The organism is Mycobacterium sp. NS-7484 (genome assembly GCF_001953975.1).
GTDB lineage: Bacteria > Actinomycetota > Actinomycetes > Mycobacteriales > Mycobacteriaceae > Mycobacterium.
The window spans coordinates 80,609-98,464 of the sequence record NZ_MBEJ01000090.1 but is presented as its reverse complement, the minus strand read 5'-3'; the positions used below and the strand labels follow the sequence as shown (position 1 = coordinate 98,464).

General features: G+C 65.7%; 19 protein-coding genes and 1 tRNA gene. 12 read left to right on the top strand and 8 right to left on the bottom strand.

Going from position 1 to position 17,856, the window contains the following annotated elements; all coding sequences use genetic code 11:
- Window positions 1-2,619, top strand: a 2,619-nt coding sequence (locus A5733_RS16420) for a condensation domain-containing protein (protein WP_076240874.1), incomplete at its 5' end; no start/stop codon positions are given.
- A 28-nt stretch (window positions 2,620-2,647) separates the two neighbouring features.
- On the opposite strand, the gene A5733_RS16415 is transcribed toward A5733_RS16420, so the two are convergent.
- From A5733_RS16415 to A5733_RS16405, 3 genes are all read right to left on the bottom strand, one after another.
- Window positions 2,648-3,322 (bottom strand): isoprenylcysteine carboxylmethyltransferase family protein, encoded by a 675-nt coding sequence (locus tag A5733_RS16415; protein WP_076240863.1) that lies wholly within the window; start codon window positions 3,320-3,322, stop codon window positions 2,648-2,650.
- A gap of 98 nt (window positions 3,323-3,420) precedes the next feature.
- On the bottom strand, window positions 3,421-3,687 hold the full coding sequence (locus A5733_RS16410; protein WP_142254032.1) for a hypothetical protein: 267 nt from the start codon (window positions 3,685-3,687) through the stop codon (window positions 3,421-3,423).
- Window positions 3,688-3,752: 65 nt separating this feature from the next.
- A tRNA-Leu gene (locus A5733_RS16405) sits at window positions 3,753-3,829 on the bottom strand.
- An 83-nt stretch (window positions 3,830-3,912) separates the two neighbouring features.
- Between A5733_RS16405 and A5733_RS16400 the strand changes: the two genes are divergently transcribed.
- The 7 genes from A5733_RS16400 (at window position 3,913) to A5733_RS16370 (ending at window position 10,177) form a co-directional block, all read left to right on the top strand.
- Entirely contained in the window at window positions 3,913-4,539 is a 627-nt protein-coding gene (locus A5733_RS16400; protein ID WP_067772009.1) for an ANTAR domain-containing response regulator, read from the top strand.
- Window positions 4,540-4,735: 196 nt separating this feature from the next.
- Window positions 4,736-5,947 (top strand): branched-chain amino acid ABC transporter substrate-binding protein, encoded by a 1,212-nt coding sequence (locus A5733_RS16395; protein WP_067772011.1) that lies wholly within the window; start codon window positions 4,736-4,738, stop codon window positions 5,945-5,947.
- 84 nt (window positions 5,948-6,031) lie between these two features.
- The gene (locus A5733_RS16390) at window positions 6,032-7,069 is read left to right on the top strand and encodes a branched-chain amino acid ABC transporter permease (RefSeq protein ID WP_067772020.1); all 1,038 of its coding nucleotides are present in this window, start codon (window positions 6,032-6,034) and stop codon (window positions 7,067-7,069) included.
- The gene (locus A5733_RS16385; RefSeq protein ID WP_076240861.1) at window positions 7,066-8,268 is read left to right on the top strand and encodes a branched-chain amino acid ABC transporter permease; all 1,203 of its coding nucleotides are present in this window, start codon (window positions 7,066-7,068) and stop codon (window positions 8,266-8,268) included. Before A5733_RS16390 ends, A5733_RS16385 begins: the two co-directional genes overlap by 4 nt.
- The gene (locus A5733_RS16380; RefSeq protein WP_067772024.1) at window positions 8,265-9,119 is read left to right on the top strand and encodes an ABC transporter ATP-binding protein; all 855 of its coding nucleotides are present in this window, start codon (window positions 8,265-8,267) and stop codon (window positions 9,117-9,119) included. The genes A5733_RS16385 and A5733_RS16380 overlap by 4 nt, the downstream gene beginning before the upstream one ends.
- Complete coding sequence (locus tag A5733_RS16375) at window positions 9,103-9,849, top strand: ABC transporter ATP-binding protein (protein ID WP_076240860.1); 747 nt, start codon at window positions 9,103-9,105, stop codon at window positions 9,847-9,849. The genes A5733_RS16380 and A5733_RS16375 overlap by 17 nt, the downstream gene beginning before the upstream one ends.
- Window position 9,850: 1 nt before the next feature.
- The gene (locus A5733_RS16370; protein WP_067772029.1) at window positions 9,851-10,177 is read left to right on the top strand and encodes a YnfA family protein; all 327 of its coding nucleotides are present in this window, start codon (window positions 9,851-9,853) and stop codon (window positions 10,175-10,177) included.
- Window positions 10,178-10,182: 5 nt separating this feature from the next.
- Here A5733_RS16370 and A5733_RS16365 read toward each other — a convergent pair whose 3' ends face one another.
- Both A5733_RS16365 and A5733_RS16360 read right to left on the bottom strand, forming a co-directional pair.
- On the bottom strand, window positions 10,183-11,070 hold the full coding sequence (locus A5733_RS16365; protein ID WP_076240859.1) for a hypothetical protein: 888 nt from the start codon (window positions 11,068-11,070) through the stop codon (window positions 10,183-10,185).
- Between the two features lie 8 nt (window positions 11,071-11,078).
- Window positions 11,079-11,795, bottom strand: coding sequence for a FadR/GntR family transcriptional regulator (locus A5733_RS16360; RefSeq protein ID WP_076240858.1), 717 nt, complete (start codon window positions 11,793-11,795; stop codon window positions 11,079-11,081).
- Between the two features lie 124 nt (window positions 11,796-11,919).
- On the opposite strand from A5733_RS16360, the gene A5733_RS16355 reads away from it, so the two are divergent.
- A complete protein-coding gene (locus A5733_RS16355; RefSeq protein ID WP_076240857.1) occupies window positions 11,920-12,435 on the top strand; it encodes a gluconokinase in 516 nt (171 codons plus the stop codon).
- A complete protein-coding gene (locus A5733_RS16350) occupies window positions 12,432-13,865 on the top strand; it encodes a gluconate:H+ symporter (protein WP_067773947.1) in 1,434 nt (477 codons plus the stop codon). The genes A5733_RS16355 and A5733_RS16350 overlap by 4 nt, the downstream gene beginning before the upstream one ends.
- Window positions 13,866-13,910: 45 nt before the next feature.
- Here the strand turns inward: A5733_RS16350 and A5733_RS16345 are convergent, their stop codons facing one another.
- Window positions 13,911-14,420 (bottom strand): RDD family protein, encoded by a 510-nt coding sequence (locus tag A5733_RS16345; protein ID WP_067773945.1) that lies wholly within the window; start codon window positions 14,418-14,420, stop codon window positions 13,911-13,913.
- A gap of 9 nt (window positions 14,421-14,429) precedes the next feature.
- Entirely contained in the window at window positions 14,430-15,275 is an 846-nt protein-coding gene (locus A5733_RS16340; RefSeq protein ID WP_067773942.1) for a DoxX family protein, read from the bottom strand.
- Between the two features lie 139 nt (window positions 15,276-15,414).
- On the opposite strand from A5733_RS16340, the gene A5733_RS16335 reads away from it, so the two are divergent.
- Together A5733_RS16335 and A5733_RS16330 are read left to right on the top strand one after the other, a co-directional pair.
- Entirely contained in the window at window positions 15,415-16,233 is an 819-nt protein-coding gene (locus A5733_RS16335; protein WP_076240856.1) for an acyl-CoA thioesterase domain-containing protein, read from the top strand.
- A 57-nt stretch (window positions 16,234-16,290) separates the two neighbouring features.
- Window positions 16,291-17,361, top strand: a complete 1,071-nt coding sequence (locus A5733_RS16330; RefSeq protein WP_067773937.1) for a M42 family metallopeptidase — start codon at window positions 16,291-16,293, stop codon at window positions 17,359-17,361.
- 2 nt (window positions 17,362-17,363) lie between these two features.
- Here A5733_RS16330 and A5733_RS16325 read toward each other — a convergent pair whose 3' ends face one another.
- Window positions 17,364-17,828: a hypothetical protein gene (locus A5733_RS16325; protein ID WP_369830946.1), complete on the bottom strand. Its 465-nt coding sequence runs from the start codon at window positions 17,826-17,828 to the stop codon at window positions 17,364-17,366.
- Window positions 17,829-17,856 lie beyond the last annotated feature (28 nt).

Below are 17,856 nucleotides of genomic sequence, written 5' to 3'. Positions count from 1 at the left end.
CAACACCAGGGCGGCCAACCCATCCAACTACCACCCACCACAACCTCATTCACACGCTGGGCCGAACTACTCGACCAGTGCGCTCGCCACCCCGACGTGGTTGGCCACACAGCAGCCTGGCAGCGAGTGGCCACGATCCCGGCGGCGCTGCCGGCGCCCAAACCGGCCGACGACACCTTCGCCACGGCCGGATATTTGTCGGAGTTCCTGGATGCCGAGACCACCCACATGTTGCTCGGTGAGGTGCCCGCGGCGTTTCACGCCGGGGTGCAGGAGATCCTGCTGATCGCGTTCGCCCTGGCGTGGGCGCAGTACCTCGGGACCGGCGGTGGGGCCATCGCCATCGACGTGGAAAGCCATGGGCGCCACGAGGAAATGGCAGAGTTGGCCGGGGACTCCGGGCGCGACGTCGACCTGTCCCGCACGATCGGCTGGTTCACCGCCAAATACCCCGTCGCCCTCACACCAGGCGAACTGCGCTGGACCCAAGTCGTCGCCGGCGACCCCGCCCTCGGCACAATCATCAAAGACGCCAAAGAACAACTACGCAACCAACCCGACGGCCTCACCTACGGACTCCTGCGCTACCTCAACCCCGACGTAGACCTTGCCGGAGGGGATCCGGTCATCGGGTTCAACTATCTCGGCCGGCTGGGTTCACCCGCCGCATTTGCGTCGGGGGACGTGTGGCGCTTCGGCCAGGGAAACCTGTCGACGACCGGCGCAGCGGGAGAGATGTCCATACCTCTCGCGCATTCCGTGGAACTCAATGCGGTCACCGTCGACACCGACACCGGGCCACACCTCAACGCCACCTGGACGTGGGCCACCTCGGCCCTGGACCGCACTGCGGTCACCCGGGTCAGCCGGTTGTGGTTCGACGCACTGGCGGGCATGTGTGCCCATGTTCGCCGGGGCGGGGGAGGGCTGACTCCGTCGGACATCGTGCCGGTCAGGTTGAGCCAGCAGCAGATCGACGTGCTGCACAAGGATTTCCCCGTCGCCGACATCCTGCCGCTCACTCCCTTGCAGCAGGGGCTTCTCTACCACGCCGGCATCGCGAAGTGTTCCGGCGACGACGTGTATGCGGTGCAGCTGGACATGGCATTGAGCGGTCCGCTGGACGTGCACCGGCTCCGCGAGGCGGTGCAGGCCGTCGTCGACCGGCATCCGCATCTGGCAGCGCGGTTCTGCCCGCAGTTCGAGCAGCCGGTTCAGGTGATCCCCGCCGACCCGGTCGCGCCGTGGCGGTATCTCGATCTGACCGCCGACGGCGGTGACGCCCACGCGGGCGCTGATATCGATGTCGACGAGCAGATTCGACTGATCTGCTCGGCCGAACGCGCGGCGGTATGCGACCTGGAGAACGAGCCCGCCTTCCGGGCTGCCCTCATCCGCCACTCCGATCACGAGCATCGGTTCGTGCTGACCAATCACCACATCGTCCTCGACGGTTGGTCGATGCCGCTGCTGATGCAGGAGATCTTCGCCGGGTACCACGGAATCCGGCTGCCGGCGGCGTCGTCGTATCGCAGTTTCATGACCTGGCTGGCCGAACGGGATCACGACGCCGCCCACGCCGCATGGCGCGAGGTGCTGGCCGGTTTCGAGACCCCGATTCTCCTCGGCCCGCCGCAAAAGTTGCGGCTCGGACACCGCAGCGTCACGTCGTTCCGGGTACCGGCCAAGACCACCCGCGCCATCACCAAGCTGGCGCGCGCACATCGCACGACGGTCAACATTGTGCTGCAGGGCGCGTGGGCGTTGTTGTTGAGTTCCCTGAGTGGTCAGCACGATGTCGCCTTCGGCACCGTGGTGTCGGGTCGCTCACCCGAGGTGGAGGGGGCGGAGTCGATGCTCGGGCTGTTGATCAACACCGTGCCCGTGCGGGCGACCATCACACCGGCGGCGACGACAGCCGACCTGTTGGATCAACTGCAGAGTGCCCACAACGACACCCTCGAGCACCAACACGTGGCGCTCAGCGATATTCATCGCATCACCGGTCAAGACAGATTGTTCGACACGGTCTTCGTGTACGAGAACTATCCGACCGATACCGGCACGCCGCGGGATACCGAGGGGTTGACCATCACCGGTTTCAGCAGCCGCGATTTCTACCACTATCCGATCGCGGTGCAGGCCGGCCCCGGCCGCGAATTGGAACTCCGGGTGCAATACGACACCGATGTGTTCGATGCGGACAGTATCGATGCGTTGATCGAGCGGTTCACACAGGTGCTGGTGGCGATGACAACCCACCCCGGGCGCCGCTTGCTGTCTCTGGGTGTGCTGGAAACCGAACCGGCACAGTCCAATCGGCCGGAACGGCGTGATGCGGTGCCGGCACCGGTCCTAGACGATGCCGATTGCCCCTATTGCCCGCCGGCGAGCTTGATCGAGCAGATTGTGGCCAGCATCTTCGCCGAGGTGCTGGGCCTGGACCGGGTCGGGGTCCAGGAGTCGTTCTTCGATCTGGGCGGCGATTCGCTGTCGGCGATGCGGGCCATCGCCGCAATCAACGCCGCCCTCGACGTCGAATTGACGATGTTGACGCTGTTCGAGGCGCCGTCGGTGCGCGCCCTGACGCAGCACACCGCCACCACCCCGGCCCAATGACACATCGTCGTGTCAATGGGGCCGGGGCTCACCACATGTACGGCACGAGGCGGTAGCGCGCTTTCTCCGTGTACTCGCGGTATCCGTCCAACTCCGCGACGAGCAGTTTCTCCTCATCACGAATCCGGACGATGAGGGCGATCAGACCGGAGACGACCGGCACCAGCCCCCAATAGGAGCCGAGCGCGAGCGGGAAGCCGACAATCGTCAGCACGTTGCCGGTGTACATCGGATGGCGCACCAGCCCGTACAGCCCTGTGGAGACCAGCTTTTGGCCTGACTCAACCTGGACGGTGGAAGCCGCGAAGCTGTTCTGGATGACCACCAGGCTCGTCACACCCAGCCCCACGGCCACCAGAACATCGCCGGCCACGCAGATCGGCGGTGGCACCGTCGACCAGTCGAAGCGATGATCCAGCCCGCTCACGATCACCATCGCCGCCAACGATGCGTACCAGCCGGCGATGAGAACCTTTTGCACCGTCCGGGTTTCGGCCACCGGTCCGGCGTGTTTACGGCGTTTGTGCGCAGCGGGATCGGCGCGCTGCAACAAGATGGCGGGAATCCAGGTCGAAAGGGCAAACACCACAAGGAAAATCCAGGCTTGCCAGAAGTTCAGGGTGCCGGCGAGGGCGAACAGCACCACGCCGAACACCACGAGTTCGACGAACCCCAACGCCAACACTCTCACAACGGCTTTCAACGATCCTCCCGGCGGCGCTCGGTTGGAGAGCGCACGCCTCAAATTACCGTCGTATACCGGCAACTGGGGCACGATTGACGGCCGCGCTCCGACAACTTCTACGTGAGTGGCCCGGCCAGCGCCGCCATGCGCCAGGCCGCTCCGAGGATGCCGCCTTGGACCAGCTCATCACCACATGCCACGTAAGCGCAGTTGTCGATGCTCATCGGAAACACCATGAAGCTCATCAACGCGACCACGGCCAAACCGGCCTGGATCAAAAAGAGCAACACACAGGCGGTGATGTCGGCGATCCGGACCCCGCGCGGGAGTCGACGGTCACGGGTAGTGGCACCATCAGTCGATGGTTCGTCAGGGTCGCTCATCACGATCCACGGTATTCGCCGCAGGCGGTGGCCGGTGACGCAAACCGACCATGAACTGGTGTTTGTGGTGCCCTCGGTGAGATTCGAACTCACACTGTACGGGTTTTGAATCCGTTTCCTCTGCCAGTTGGGATACGAGGGCGTCCCGATCGGTACTGCGGCCTACCACCATAGAGGATGCCCCCGCGCTCGCTGAACGGAGGCTGTCACGACACAATGTTTTCCATGACCGGCTCACCCGCAGACGCTGACAAGCCCCGCCGCGTGCTCGTGGCCGAGGACGAAGCGCTCATCCGCCTCGACCTTGCCGAAATGCTGCGTGAAGAGGGTTACGAGGTGGTCGGGGAGGCCGGAGACGGCCAGGAGGCCGTCGACCTCGCCGAGGCCTTACGGCCCGACCTGGTGATCATGGACGTCAAGATGCCGCGCCGCGACGGTATCGACGCGGCCGCCGAGATCGCCAGCAAGCGCATCGCCCCGATTGTGATTCTCACTGCGTTCAGCCAGCGCGAGTTGGTGGAGCGGGCGCGCGACGCCGGGGCGATGGCCTATCTGGTCAAGCCGTTCAGCATCACCGACCTCGTCCCGGCCATCGAGGTGGCCGTCAGCCGGTTCAGTGAGATCGCCGCCCTGGAGGACGAGGTGGCGACGCTGGGGGAGCGGCTGGAGACCCGCAAACTGGTCGAGCGCGCCAAGGGGTTGCTCCAGAGCAAGCACCAGATGACCGAGCCGGAGGCGTTCAAGTGGATACAGCGGGCTGCGATGGATCGCCGGACCACCATGAAACGGGTGGCCGAAGTGGTGTTGGAAACGCTCGAGGACTCCGAGGAAGCCCCCGCCCAGGAGAACTGACCGGCGGGTCCCGTTGTTAATTGTGGGTTTCGCTCAGCCCTGAATTCCGCGTTCAGCCAGTACACGCCGAACGAGCATTGACCTAACATCGCGCACTCGGGCCGGTGGTTGGCTATGTTCTACCCGAAGCTCCGGCGTCCGACCGTCACGCGGCCGCGCGCCGGTGCCACTGACAACTTTGACGCGGAGGTGAAGCGTGCGCGGTGGCGTGGCACGGAAAGCATGTGCTCTCGGAAGTGCGGGCGTGATTGCCCTGGCGATCGCCGGCTGCAACCAGTCCGCTCCCGGGGGTGAGGCATCCCAGACCGATCTCAAGATCGTGGAGAAAGTCCAGATCGACGAGAACGGTGCCGAGATCAAGGCCGCCGAGGGCGTCACCCCCGCCGACCCCGCCGGGGACGGAAAGGCCACCTGCCCGCCGGTGATGATCGCCATGATGGGCGCGCTCAACGGTCCCGACGCCGCCCTGGGCATCAATATCAAGAACGGTGTGCAGCTGGCGATCGACAAACACAACGCCGCCAACGCCGGCTGCCAGGTCCAGCTCAAGGGCTTTGACACCGAGGGTGATCCGCAGAAGGCCACCGGTGTGGCACCGCAGATCGTCGACGAGCCGTTCATCATCGGTGTGGTCGGCCCGGCGTTCTCCGGGGAGACCAAGGCCACCGGCGACGTGTTCAACCAGGCCGGCCTGGTCGCCACCAGCGCATCGGCCACCAACGTCACGTTGAGCGAGAACGGGTGGCGGACCTTCTTCCGCGGCCTGGCCAACGACGGTGTGCAGGGCCCCTCGGTCGCCAACTACCTCAAGAACACCCTCGGCAACAAGAAGGTGTGCGTGGTCGACGACAGCACCGACTACGGCCTCGGGCTGGCCCAGGTGGTGCGTGAAACGCTTGGTCCCGTAGCTGATTCGTCGTGCAACATCTCGGTGAAGAAGGGCGACAAGGAGTTCTCGGCCGCCGTCACACAGATCAAGAACGCCGCCCCCGATTCGGTGTTCTACAGCGGGTACTACTCCGAGGCCGCACCGTTTGTGCAGCAGCTCAAGGACGGTGGCGTGACGGCGACGTTCGTCAGCGCCGACGGCACGAAGGATCAGCAGTTCGTCAACCAGGCCGGCGAATCCTCGAAGGGCGCATTGCTGTCCTGCCCGTGTGGCCCGGCCACCGGGACGTTCGCCGACGAATACACCAAGAAGTTCGGCCAGGCTCCCGGCACCTACAGCACCGAGGGCTACGACCTGGGCACCATCCTGCTCAAGGGCATCGACTCGGGCGCCATCACCCGGCCGGCGCTGCTGGACTTCGTCCGCAACTACGAAGGACAGGGTGTGGCCCGTAAGTACCAGTGGAACGACAAAGGTGAGCTGACCACCACCTTGATCTGGATGTACGAAGTCCAGTAGTCGCCGCACGAAACGCGTCCGAGACCGCCGCAGGACTCGGACGCGTTTCGTTCCCCAACCACTCCAGTCAGGAGCCGCCACCGGATGATCCACCAGTGCGTCGAGCAGTCCGCCTGCCTGGCCGCCAACATCAGTTTCAACCTGGACGGTCTGCGAGACGGCTTCTGGCAGTTGACGATCGACGGGCTGTCGTGGGGCGCGATCTACGCGCTCGTGGCGGTGGGTTACACCCTGGTGTTCGGTGTGCTCCGGCTGATCAACTTCGCCCACTCCGAGATCTTCATGCTGGGCATGTTCGGCGCATACTTCTGTCTGGACGTCATCCTCGGCTTCAGCCCCAGCGGCAACGCCTACAACAAGGGCGTCGCGTTGACGGTGCTCTATCTTGGCATCGCCTTGCTCTTCGCGATGCTGGTCTCCGGATCAGCGGCCGTCGGACTGGAACTCATCGCCTACCGGCCGCTGCGAAAACGCAACGCCCGGGCGTTGACGTTCCTCATCACCGCGATCGGGATGTCGTTCGTCCTGCAGGAATTCGTGCATTTCGTCCTCCCCGAACTGATGAAGGGTTACGGCGGTAGTAACGCCCAACAACCGATCGTCCTGGTACAACCGAAAACCCAGTTCACGGTCTTCGGTGCCACGGTGTCCAACGTGACGCTGGTGATCGTGGGTGCGGCTCTGGTGCTCGCATTGTTGACCGACATCGCGATCAACCGGACCAGATTCGGGCGCGGCATCCGCGCGGTCGCGCAGGACCCGACCACCGCCACGTTGATGGGCGTCTCCCGCGAACGCATCATCCTGCGGACGTTCCTGATCGGCGGTCTGCTCGCCGGTGCCGCCGCGCTGCTGTACACCCTGAAGGTGCCGCAGGGCATCATCTATTCGGGCGGTTTTCTGCTCGGTATCAAAGCGTTTTCGGCCGCGGTCCTCGGCGGCATCGGCAACTTGCGCGGAGCCCTGCTCGGCGGCCTGCTGCTGGGCATCATGGAGAACTACGGGCAGGCGGTGTTCGGAACCCAGTGGCGTGACGTGGTGGCCTTCGTCCTCCTCGTGCTGGTCCTGCTGTTCCGGCCGACCGGCATACTCGGTGAGAGCCTCGGGAAGGCGCGAGTATGAACGAGCATCACGATTCGACGTCTGCCGGACCGGTGAGCAGGACCCTGCTGGCACCGGGGGACGCGCTGCGCGACTCGTGGTCGGCATTGCCGCGGTGGGCCAAATGGGGTGTCGGGGTGGTCGGTTTCACTCTGCTCGGCCTGCTGCCGCTGTTCACCCCGAGCTTCCTCGACACCACCGGCATCAGCTTCGGCGGCACCATGGCGCAGTTCGCGATGGTCGCCATCATCGCGATCGGCCTCAACGTCGTGGTGGGGCAAGCGGGTCTGCTCGACTTGGGCTACGTCGGCTTCTACGCGGTCGGTGCCTACACCGTGGCCTTGCTGACCAGCCCCGACAGCCCGTGGAACAAGATGGGCCCCAACGGTTTCTTCAGCCAGGATTGGGCCTGGCTGTCGTGTGTACCGCTGGCCATGGCCGTCACCGCACTGGCCGGACTCATCCTGGGTACCCCCACCCTGCGGCTGCGCGGCGACTATCTGGCCATCGTCACCCTCGGCTTCGGCGAGATCATCCGGCTGCTCGCCGACAACTTGTCCGACGTCACCAACGGTTCCCGCGGGCTCAACCAGATCGCCTATCCACGTGTGGGGGAGAGCGAGAAGCTGCCCAGCGGCGTGTTCTCCAGCGGCAACTCGGCCGGTGAGGCCAATTACGGCACATGGTGGTTCTGGCTGGGCCTGATCCTGATGGTCGCCATCCTGCTTCTGGTCGGCAACCTGGAACGCAGTCGCGTCGGACGGGCCTGGGTGGCGATCCGCGAGGACGAGGACGCCGCAGAGGTGATGGGCGTCAACGCGTTCCGGTTCAAGCTGTGGGCCTTCGTGATCGGCGCCGCGATCGGTGGCCTGTCCGGTGCGCTATACGCCGGGCAGGTCCAGTACGTCGCACCGCCGACGTTCAACATCATCAACTCGATGTTGTTCCTGTGCGCGGTGGTGCTCGGCGGGCAGGGCAACAAGCTCGGTGTCATCTTCGGCGCATTCGTCGTGGTGTATCTGCCCAACCGGCTGCTCGGGGTGGAATTCCTGGGGATCAACCTCGGCGACCTGAAGTATCTGTTCTTCGGTTTGGCACTGGTGGTGTTGATGATCTTCCGGCCGCAGGGATTGTTCCCGGTGCGCCAGCAGCTGCTGACCTACGGTAAATCGGCCCGACAGTTGTTGCGCGGCAACACCGACAAGGATCCGGTCCGATGAGCGAACCCATGCCGGGCGTGCCGGAAAGCGTCGAGGAGCTGGCCGGAGTGCATCGCGACATTCAGGCTGCCGAGGGTGAGATCCTGCTGGAAACGCGCGATCTGACCGTCAAGTTCGGGGGGCTGGTGGCGCTGGACTCGGTGAGCTTCAACATCCGTCGGGGCGAGATTCTGGGGCTGATCGGGCCCAACGGCGCGGGCAAGACGACGTGCTTCAACGCGATCACCGGGGTGTACCGGCCCAGTTCGGGCACCGTGGTCTTCGATGGCGCCCCGTTGGGACGGATCAAACGCCACCAGATCACCCGTCGCGGGATCGCGCGTACGTTCCAGAACATCCGGCTCTTCGGTGAGATGACCGCACTGGAGAACGTCATGGTGGGAACCGACGCGCGGCACAAGACCTCGGTGCCGGGTGCCCTGGTCCGCTCACCGCGGCACCGCCGCGAGGAACGGTCGGCGATCGAGAGATCGGCTGCCTTACTCCATTTCGTCGGAATCGCCCACCGCGGTGAGGAGAAGGCCAAAAATCTCTCCTACGGGGATCAGCGCCGCCTGGAGATCGCCCGGGCGCTGGCCACCGAGCCCAAACTGCTGTGCCTGGATGAGCCGGCGGCGGGTTTCAATCCGGCCGAGAAGTCCTCGCTGATCGAGTTGATCCGCAAGATCCGCGACGACGGCTACACGGTACTGCTGATCGAACACGACATGCGTCTGGTGATGGGGGTGACCGACCGCATCGTGGTGCTCGAGTTCGGTCGCAAGATCGCCGACGGTTTACCATCCGAAATCCGCGAGGACCCGAAGGTCATCGCCGCCTATCTGGGGGTGCCCGATGACCAACTCGGCTGAGTCCGTCCGCCCGGTGCTGCTCGAAGTGCGCGACGCGGTGGTGCACTACGGCAGGATCAAAGCGTTGCATGGGGTTTCGCTGACAGTGCGTGAGGGTGAGTTGGTCACGCTGCTGGGCTCCAACGGCGCGGGCAAGACCACCATGATGCGGGCCATCTCAGGTCTGCGGCTGCTCACCTCGGGCTCGGTGTGGTTCGAAGGCCGCGACATCTCGAAGGTCAAGGCGCATCAGCGGGTCATCGACGGGCTGATCCAGGCCCCCGAGGGCCGCGGGGTGTTTCCCGGCATGACGGTGCTGGAAAACCTGGAAATGGGTTGCTACGGGCGCAAATTCCCCTCCCGCCACGAACACCTCGAGCGCCTGGATTGGGTCTTCACCACATTCCCGAGGCTCGCCGAACGACGCTCGCAGGTGGGCGGCACGCTCTCCGGCGGGGAGCAGCAGATGTTGGCGATCGGCCGGGCGCTGATGGCCCGGCCCCGCGTGCTGCTGCTCGACGAACCGTCGATGGGGCTGGCGCCGATGGTGATCTCACAGATCTTCCAGATCATCTCCCAGATCAACACCGAGGGCACCACGGTGCTGTTGGTCGAGCAGAACGCCCAACAGGCGTTGAGCCGCTCGGATCGGGCCTACATCCTGGAGACGGGCAACATCACCCGCACCGGTGACGCGCGGAAGCTGTTGGCAGACGACAGTATTCGTGCCGCCTACCTCGGTGTCGCCTGACATGGTCGCCAAATCGATCGCATTGTTCGTGCTCGCCGCGGTGCTGGAGATCGGCGGGGCGTGGCTGGTGTGGCAGGGAGTGCGCGAGCATCGCGGCTGGCTCTGGATGGGGGCCGGGGTGATCGCGTTGGGCGCCTACGGCTTCGTCGCGGCGTTCCAGCCCGACGCCCACTTCGGCCGTGTGCTGGCGGCCTATGGTGGGGTGTTCATCGCCGGGTCGCTGTTGTGGGGCATGGCGGTCGACGGTTTCCGGCCCGACCGCTGGGACGTGACCGGTGCGCTCGTCGCGCTGGCCGGTGTCGGTCTGATCATGTACGCCCCGCGCTGAGCGGCTCAACCCAGATGGGCACTTTCGTCATCGAGGTCATCGCGACTCAGGCCCATGGGAGTGGCAGCCGGAACATCCCCGGCGGCCACCACCTGCCGAGTGATCGGCGTCAGCACCTGGAACAAGGTGGTGATCTCGTCGTCGGTCAGCGCGCCCAGCGCCTCGAGAGCCAGCGCATCGGTGCGGTCCTCGATGGCCTGCTTGATGTCTCGTCCGGCATCGGTGAGGGCGCCCTGCTCGTCCAGCCAGCCACGGGAGCGCAACTGCTCGACGTACCCTGCCCACTGTTCGTCGTCGTAATCACGGCTGCGCATGATCATCTCGCGGGGCACCCGGCCGGCCGCGGCGTGCAGCACATTGGATTCGCGACCGCTGATCCCCTCACCGACCAGGACGGCGACGTGGCCGTCGCCCCGTTGCTCGCGTAACAATGTGACCGCATGCCAGAGTTTGGCGATCGGCTCTTCCGGCCACGGCAGCGCCCGGTTGGCGGCATAGAGGGGCCGGCCGTCCAACGGCGCGGTGCGCGCGGCTTTCGCGATCAGGTCGGCGGCTGTGCGGGTGGCGTCGGAGTCGGTCACCCCGGCTCGACGCAGCGCTGCGACCGCCGCGGCCGAGCGGACCTCCAACAACGTTGCCGGGCCGGCCGTGTCCCAGGCCGCCGGCAGTGCCTTCGCGACGCGTTCGGCGGTGAAGTTGTAGAACACCGCGGCGACCACGTCCGCCGGCACGATGCCGAGCGGCGCCGAGCGGGCCGCGAAGTAGCCCATCCAGAATCCCCGATAGCCCAGAGCATCGAGCGCGGTCCGCGCCTCCGGTGCGAAATAGGTGACTGCATGAACCGGCTCCAGCCGGTCGAAGAAGCGACGTGCCAACGCTGGAGAGCGACCCATGTCGTTAGTTAAGCACCGCGGTCGTCGGCGTCGAGCACTGCGGTGGCCGCCTCGTCGATGATGGCCCGCATCGCCTTTTCGGCTGCGTCCTCGTCGCGCAACCGGACGGCCCGGGCCACCTCGTCGTGTAACTCGATGGCGACCGGGTTGGGTGTGACAGGCATCAGCCCGTGCAGGGTGCGCCCGGCGAGGACTTCGGACACGACGTCGTTGAGGGCGCGGAACATCTCGTTGCCACTGGCTTCGAGAAGGGTGCGGTGAAAAAGCTTGTCGGCGGCGAGATAGGCGTACAGGTCTCCGGATCGGCCGTGCATCACCATGTCCGACACCGCGGCGGCCAGCACTCGACAGTGATCGGCGTTCGCCCGGCGGGCGGCGAGTGCGGCGGCAACCGGTTCGAACCCGCGCCGCAGTTCAGACAGCGACGCCAGTTGGGCGGCCCGGTCGCCGGAGTCCAGCCGCCATCGAATCAGCCTGGGATCAAAGACATTCCAACGAGCGCAGGGCTGGACGGTGATACCGACCCGGCGGCGTGATTCCACCATGCCCATCGATTCCAGGACCCGGACAACCTCGCGGGCGACGCTGCGGGACACCATGTGCTCGGCACTGAGCCGGTCCAGCGTCAACACCTGCTCAGCCGCCAGTTCGCCGGAGACGATGGCGGTCCCGAGCGTGGTCAACAGGTTGGCGTGCAGAGCGCCGACGCTTGAGGCCGAGGACACGGTTAGATCGTGTCATATCGGCCCGCATGCGGCTAAAAAACAGATCTATTCGGCTGGCTGTTGCAAACGTATGCTTTTTGATCCACACTGTGTGACGGCAGACACACGTTTCGAGGGTGGTTGTATGGGTTCACCGGTCGTGGTCATGGGCGTATCCGGATCCGGCAAATCGACGGTCGGCGCCGCACTGGCGCAGCGGATGCGGGTCCCGTTCGCCGACGCGGACGACTTCCACCCCGCCGCCAACATCGCCAAGATGTCCGCGGGTCACGCCCTCGACGACGCGGATCGTCATCCCTGGTTGGAAGCGATCGGCGGCTGGCTGGCCGAGCATGCCGACGGCGGCGTGATGAGCTGCTCGGCCCTCAAACGTAAGTACCGCGACCAACTACGACAGCACTGCCCGGACGTCGTGTTCCTGCACCTGAGCGGGTCGCCGGAGGTGATTCGCCGGCGCCAGGCCAGCCGGCCGGGACATTTCATGCCGGCCAGCCTGCTGGATTCCCAGTTCGCGACGCTGGAACCGCTCGGTCCCGACGAGGCCGGCACCGCCCTCGACGTCGACCAGAGCATCGACGCCATCGTCGAGGAGTATGTGACCCGATCCGGCAGTGCGACAACAGAACAGGACAACCGATGACCTCGACGACCCGCCTTCTTGCGGCCGGCACCGAAATCATCGAGCCCGTGGCCGGCGGTGCCCAGCTGATCCTGGCCGCGCTGGCCGGCATCGCGCTGATCGTCGTGCTCATCACGATCGCGAAGCTGCACCCGTTTCTGGCCCTGATCTTCGGCGCGCTGACGGTCGGTCTGGTGGCGGGGGAGGCCATCGGCGATGTGCTCGACTCATTCTCCAGCGGATTCGGCTCCACCGCCGCGAGCGTCGGGATCCTCATCGCGCTCGGGGCGATGTTCGCCAAACTCCTGGCGGATTCCGGTGGCGCCGACGAGATCGTGGACACGATCGTCGGGCACGCCTCACCGCGGATGCTGCCGTGGGCAATGGCATTGGTGGGCGCGATCATCGGCCTGCCCATGTTCTTCGAGATCGGCCTGGTCCTGTTGATGCCGGTGATCTACCTGGTGGCCCGCCGCTCACAACTGTCGTTGATCACCGTCGGCATCCCGGCGCTGGCGGGTCTGTCCGCCATGCACGGCTTCGTGCCGCCGCATCCCGGGCCCGTCGCCGCAGTCGCATTGCTCCACGCCGACCTGGGCGTCACGCTGGCGCTGGGTGTGCTCGTGGCGATCCCGACGATCGTGGTGGCCGGTCCGCTGTTCGGCAAGTTGGCCGGGCGCTGGGTGGTCCTCGACGTGCCGGATCGTTTCGACAGCGCCGAAGCCACCGGCACCGGATCGGGCAGCAACGAGGCCACCACAACGACGACAGCCACGACGCAGACCCGACCGAGCTTCGCCGTCACCATGCTCACCGTGTTGCTGCCGGTCGCACTGATGATGGGCAAAGCCGTCGTCGACATCTTCGTCGACGAGTCGCATCTGGTACGTCAGACGTTCGACATCGTCGGGCGACCGGTGATGGCGTTGCTGATCGCCGTCGTGGTGGGAATGTTCACTCTCGGTCTGGGCGCCAAGATGTCGCGGGAGCAGATCGTGAAATCCGTCGAGTCCTCGCTCCCACCGGTGGCCGGCATCATCCTGATCGTGGCGGCCGGCGGCGGTTTCAAACAGGTTCTGGTCGATACCGGGATCGGCACCCTGCTCGCCGAATGGGCCAAGGGCGCCAATCTGTCGGTGGTGTTGTTGGCCTGGGTGCTGGCGGTTCTCATCCGGTTGGCCACCGGGTCGGCCACGGTCGCCACCATCACCGCGTCGTCACTGATGCTGGGTCTGGTCGAAGGCTTGAGCACCGGTGAGGTGTCGCTGGTGGTGCTTGCGGTGGGGGCGGGTTCGTTGTTCTTCTCTCACGTCAACGACGCCGGATTCTGGCTGGTGAAGGAGTACTTCGGCATGACCGTCGGGCAGACCATCAAGTCCTGGTCGCTGATGGAGACCGCGCTGTCGGTGTCCGGCCTGATATTCGTCCTGTTGCTGGGTCTGGTGATTTGAGCCCGCCCGGGAGGCGCCGGTTGACAGCGCCTCCCGCAACGGATTTCAGCTTCGGATCACCTGAGTACCGCCCGCGAGTTCATCGTGCTTCCCTTGCTTCGTCGCGCTGGCGCTGACCGTCACCGCGATCACGATCATCGCGATGACACCAAGGAATCCGCCGACGATCGGGATGATCGGCAGGAGGGTGAAGGCGTTGCGGATCGCCGACTGTTGTGCCGTGGGCTTGGGGGCATTCGCCGGTCCCCGCACTGCAAGGCCCAACAGCTTCTTGCCGGGTGTCGCGCCCGTGGCGACCTCGAACCCGACGAAGTAGACGAACATCAGCAAGCCGGTGAACAGGCCGGTCACCCAATAGCTCGACAGCGAGTCGGTGACGAATGACAGGAAGAACGCCACAATCGCCACCACGATGCCGTCGATCACGCGGGCGAAAAACCGCCGCGCCAACCCGCCCGGCGCCGCGGTGCCGTAGGCAGGTGGGTACTGCTCGCCATACGGCGGTGGATAGCCCTGTTGTCCGAACTGCTGCGGCTGGTAATCACCCGTGGTCATGCATCAACGCTACCGACCACGGCGCTGGTCGAGTTGTTTTTTGGCCCGGCCGGCCAGTTCAGCGGAGCGTTCGCGGGCCGCGTCGGCGATCTCGGGACCGCGTTCACGTGCCACGTGGGCGAATTCGCTGGCACGTTCACGGGCCGCGTCGGCGATTTCCGGGCCACGTTCGCGCGCCACGTGGGCCAACTCGCCGGCACGATCTCGGGCCGCATCGGCCACCTCGGGTCCGTACTCGCGGGCGGCGTGCGCCCAGTCGGAGGCCAACTCGCTCGCCCGTTCGAGGGCGGTGTCCGCCAGCTCGCGGCCCCGCTCCGCACCGACGGACAGCCCGTGTCCGATTTTCTCGGCGATCGCGCTGTCGGTGATGCCGTTGCTGTGCAGGCTGCTGCCCGCCGCCAAACCCGGCACGGCCGCAGCGACGCTGGCCGAGACCTGACGTGCGGCGCGACGGCCGCGCCAACCCAGCGACGGCTTACCGGCGGTGTCGGCCGCCGCGATGATCAGCCCGCCCAGCAGGCTCACATCGGTGAGGAACTCACGGCGCTTGCTGGCCGCGCGCTGCGGGTCGGTTTCCTTCAAGAAGGCCTGCGAGCCAAGGCTTCCCGGAATCATCGTGACGGCAAGGGCCGCGGCGGTGAGCCGGGGCGCCCGACCGAGGGCCAGAAGCACTCCACCGGCCACTTGGACTGCGGCATTGACCCGTGCCACCGTCGCGGCATTGGTCGGCATGCCGGCGCCCACCGGACCGGGGAGGGCGCTGAGCGTGCTGATGGTGCCGCGCGCGGACTCCGTGGCATCGGCGGGGTCGCGCAACGTGTCGACACCGCGGGCGATGAAGGTGGCAGACAACATAGGGCGGGCGATTCGTCTGATCAACATGGGGTAGTAGTTCCCCGAGCCCGTCGGCGCAAACCTCGTCCAAGGCCAGGCCGCCGCAGTGGTTCGTGAGCCCGCCGACCGAATTACTTAGCCCATATGCGACGATTCGCCGATGACCGAGGTTGTCGCCCATTTCGTGCAGTCCGCGCAGGACCGATTCCAGCCGACCCGCTTTGCGCAGAGCCACTGGGGCGAGGATCACCTCAACGGTCCCGCGCTGGTCGGCCTGGCCGCCCGCGCGCTCGAGTCGGCGTTCGGCCTGCCCGGCTTCCTGCCCGCCCGGTTGACCGTCGACCTGTTCAAGGCCGCCCGCGGCGTGCCGACCACGACGAAAGTGGCCCTGATCCGCGATGGCCGACGCGTGCGCAACTCGGAATGTGAGCTGGTGCAAGACGGCGTGACCGTGGCCCGCGCGACCTTGGTGCAGTACCGCGAGAGTGAGCCGCCACGAGGTGAAGAATGGAGCGCGCCAACATGTTTCGAACCGCCGGCCACCCTCGACGAGGACCGGGCGACCTACATCGGTAGTGACGCCGGCGGCTGGAGCCGCGCCATCGCCGACCACCAGAACGACTCCCGTAAGCGGTTCATGAACCGCACCATCACCGTGGTCGAGGGACAACCGAACTCACCATTCGTGCGGGCGGCGATGGCTGCCGAGGGCACGAGCCTGGTCACCAATCTGGGCACCGCCGGCGTCGGCTACATCAACGGTGACCTCACAGTGGCCCTGTCCCGCTTGCCCGGTGACGAATGGATCGGCGTACAGGCTGATTCGCACTGGGCGACCAACGGGATCGCCGTGGGTGCGTCCACGCTGTACGACAGCGCCGGCGCGTTCGGTACCGGACTGGTCACCGCCATCAGTAACCCGACGGCCCAGATCGACTTCTCCAACGACCCGTTCCCGGACCGAACGGCACCGAAGTAACGTCGCGTACACCGACGTCCAGGTTTCGCCGCGGGCTCCGGAGGTAATCCAGCACCCATGGCCGCGACAGATGACGGGTTCAACCCTGAGCTACTGCAGGAATTGTTGTGGGCGTACGGGCCCTGCGGCCAGGAGGACGCGGTTCGTGAGGTGTGCCGTCGGGAACTGCAACCACACGCAGACGAGCTCTGGACCGACGCCGCGGGCAATCTGATCGCCAAGATCGGCGGCACGGACCCCGACGCCCCGGCCACCCGGATTCTCGCCCACCTCGACGAGCTTTCCATGCTGGTCAAGCGGATCGAGCCAGGTGGCACGCTGCGGCTCACCCCGTTGGGCACCATGTACCCGGCCAACTTCGGCCTGGGCCCGGTGACGATCCTCGGTGACCACGAAACCCTGACCGGCATACTGGCATTGGGCTCCGAACACACTACCCAGGAGACCCCGCAGGTCTGGCAGACCAAGCCCGACCAGGGCGACAAGGCGTTGGACTGGCCCGACGTGTACGTGTTCACCGGGGTGGACAACGAACGCCTGGCCGACGCCGGTATCGGCCCTGGTACCCGGGTCTGCATCGACCGCACCAAGCGCACGCTCATCGAACTGGGTGACTACGTCGGCTGTTACTTCATGGACGACCGAGCGGCCGTGCTGGCCCTCCTGATGCTCGCGCACCGGCTCAAGGAGACCGGTCGCCGACCGGCCGGTGACCTCTACCTGGTGTTCACCACCAATGAAGAGATCGGCGGCGTGGGCGCCGCATATGCCTGCCGCACACTGCCCGGTGATCTGACGCTTGCGGTCGAGGTGGGCCCGACCGAAGCCGAGTACCGCACCACCGTGACCGGTGGGCCGATCGTGGCGTACAGCGACGCCCTGTGTGTCTATGACAAGTCGATCGCCGACCGTCTGTGCGACATCACCCGCAAACTCGGCTACGCACCGCAGGCTGCCGTGCTGGGTGCGTTCGAATCCGACGCGTCACACGCCAAGGCGAGCGGATTGTCCCCGCAGGCCGGGCTGCTCTGCCTGCCGACCCTGAGCACGCACGGTTACGAGGTGATCGCCAGGACGGCCATCGCGGCCGTGACGGATGTCCTGGCCGAGTTCGTGGACCAGGCCTGACATCACTGCGACAGCTCGACGCCCTCGTAGACGGTCGGCATGTCGGCGCCGGGCAACGCCATCTGCAGATAGACATCGATGTGCCGGATCTTGTCGTCGCCGTCGAACTCGTACACCGAGACCGAGTTGACGACCGACTCGAAATCACCCATCTTGGTTCGTTCTTCGAGCTCGAGGTATACCACACCGTCAACCTCGCTGACCCGCTTGAACAAGCCGTCCCACTGCGAGGCCGCCGCCCAGTTGGTCATGAAATCCAGGTATTGCTCCCAGTTCATCACCTCTTTGAAGTTGCCGACCCGCACAAAATCCTCGACCGCCACCAATTCCGCCAGCGGCGCCCAGCTCGCCACACTGAAGCCGGGCTGCTTGGCGGCCTCCACCAATTGTTTTGTGGTGACCGCGTATTGGATGACGGTGCGGCAACGGCCCGCGTAGTCGTCGACGACTTCGCTGACATGCTTCACGCGCAATTCCCTTTCTATCGGTTGTTTC

Excerpts from the sequence above, each read along its gene's own strand:
- A5733_RS16410 (WP_142254032.1), bottom strand. The coding sequence starts at position 3,687 with ATGAGCGACCCTGACGAACCATCGACTGATGGTGCCACTACCCGTGAC.
- A5733_RS16400 (WP_067772009.1), top strand. The coding sequence starts at position 3,913 with ATGACCGGCTCACCCGCAGACGCTGACAAGCCCCGCCGCGTGCTCGTG.
- A5733_RS16390 (WP_067772020.1), top strand. The coding sequence starts at position 6,032 with ATGATCCACCAGTGCGTCGAGCAGTCCGCCTGCCTGGCCGCCAACATC.
- A5733_RS16385 (WP_076240861.1), top strand. The coding sequence starts at position 7,066 with ATGAACGAGCATCACGATTCGACGTCTGCCGGACCGGTGAGCAGGACC.
- A5733_RS16380 (WP_067772024.1), top strand. The coding sequence starts at position 8,265 with ATGAGCGAACCCATGCCGGGCGTGCCGGAAAGCGTCGAGGAGCTGGCC.
- A5733_RS16375 (WP_076240860.1), top strand. The coding sequence starts at position 9,103 with ATGACCAACTCGGCTGAGTCCGTCCGCCCGGTGCTGCTCGAAGTGCGC.
- A5733_RS16370 (WP_067772029.1), top strand. The coding sequence starts at position 9,851 with ATGGTCGCCAAATCGATCGCATTGTTCGTGCTCGCCGCGGTGCTGGAG.
- A5733_RS16365 (WP_076240859.1), bottom strand. The coding sequence starts at position 11,070 with ATGGGTCGCTCTCCAGCGTTGGCACGTCGCTTCTTCGACCGGCTGGAG.
- A5733_RS16355 (WP_076240857.1), top strand. The coding sequence starts at position 11,920 with ATGGGTTCACCGGTCGTGGTCATGGGCGTATCCGGATCCGGCAAATCG.
- A5733_RS16350 (WP_067773947.1), top strand. The coding sequence starts at position 12,432 with ATGACCTCGACGACCCGCCTTCTTGCGGCCGGCACCGAAATCATCGAG.
- A5733_RS16345 (WP_067773945.1), bottom strand. The coding sequence starts at position 14,420 with ATGACCACGGGTGATTACCAGCCGCAGCAGTTCGGACAACAGGGCTAT.
- A5733_RS16340 (WP_067773942.1), bottom strand. The coding sequence starts at position 15,275 with ATGTTGTCTGCCACCTTCATCGCCCGCGGTGTCGACACGTTGCGCGAC.
- A5733_RS16335 (WP_076240856.1), top strand. The coding sequence starts at position 15,415 with ATGACCGAGGTTGTCGCCCATTTCGTGCAGTCCGCGCAGGACCGATTC.
- A5733_RS16330 (WP_067773937.1), top strand. The coding sequence starts at position 16,291 with ATGGCCGCGACAGATGACGGGTTCAACCCTGAGCTACTGCAGGAATTG.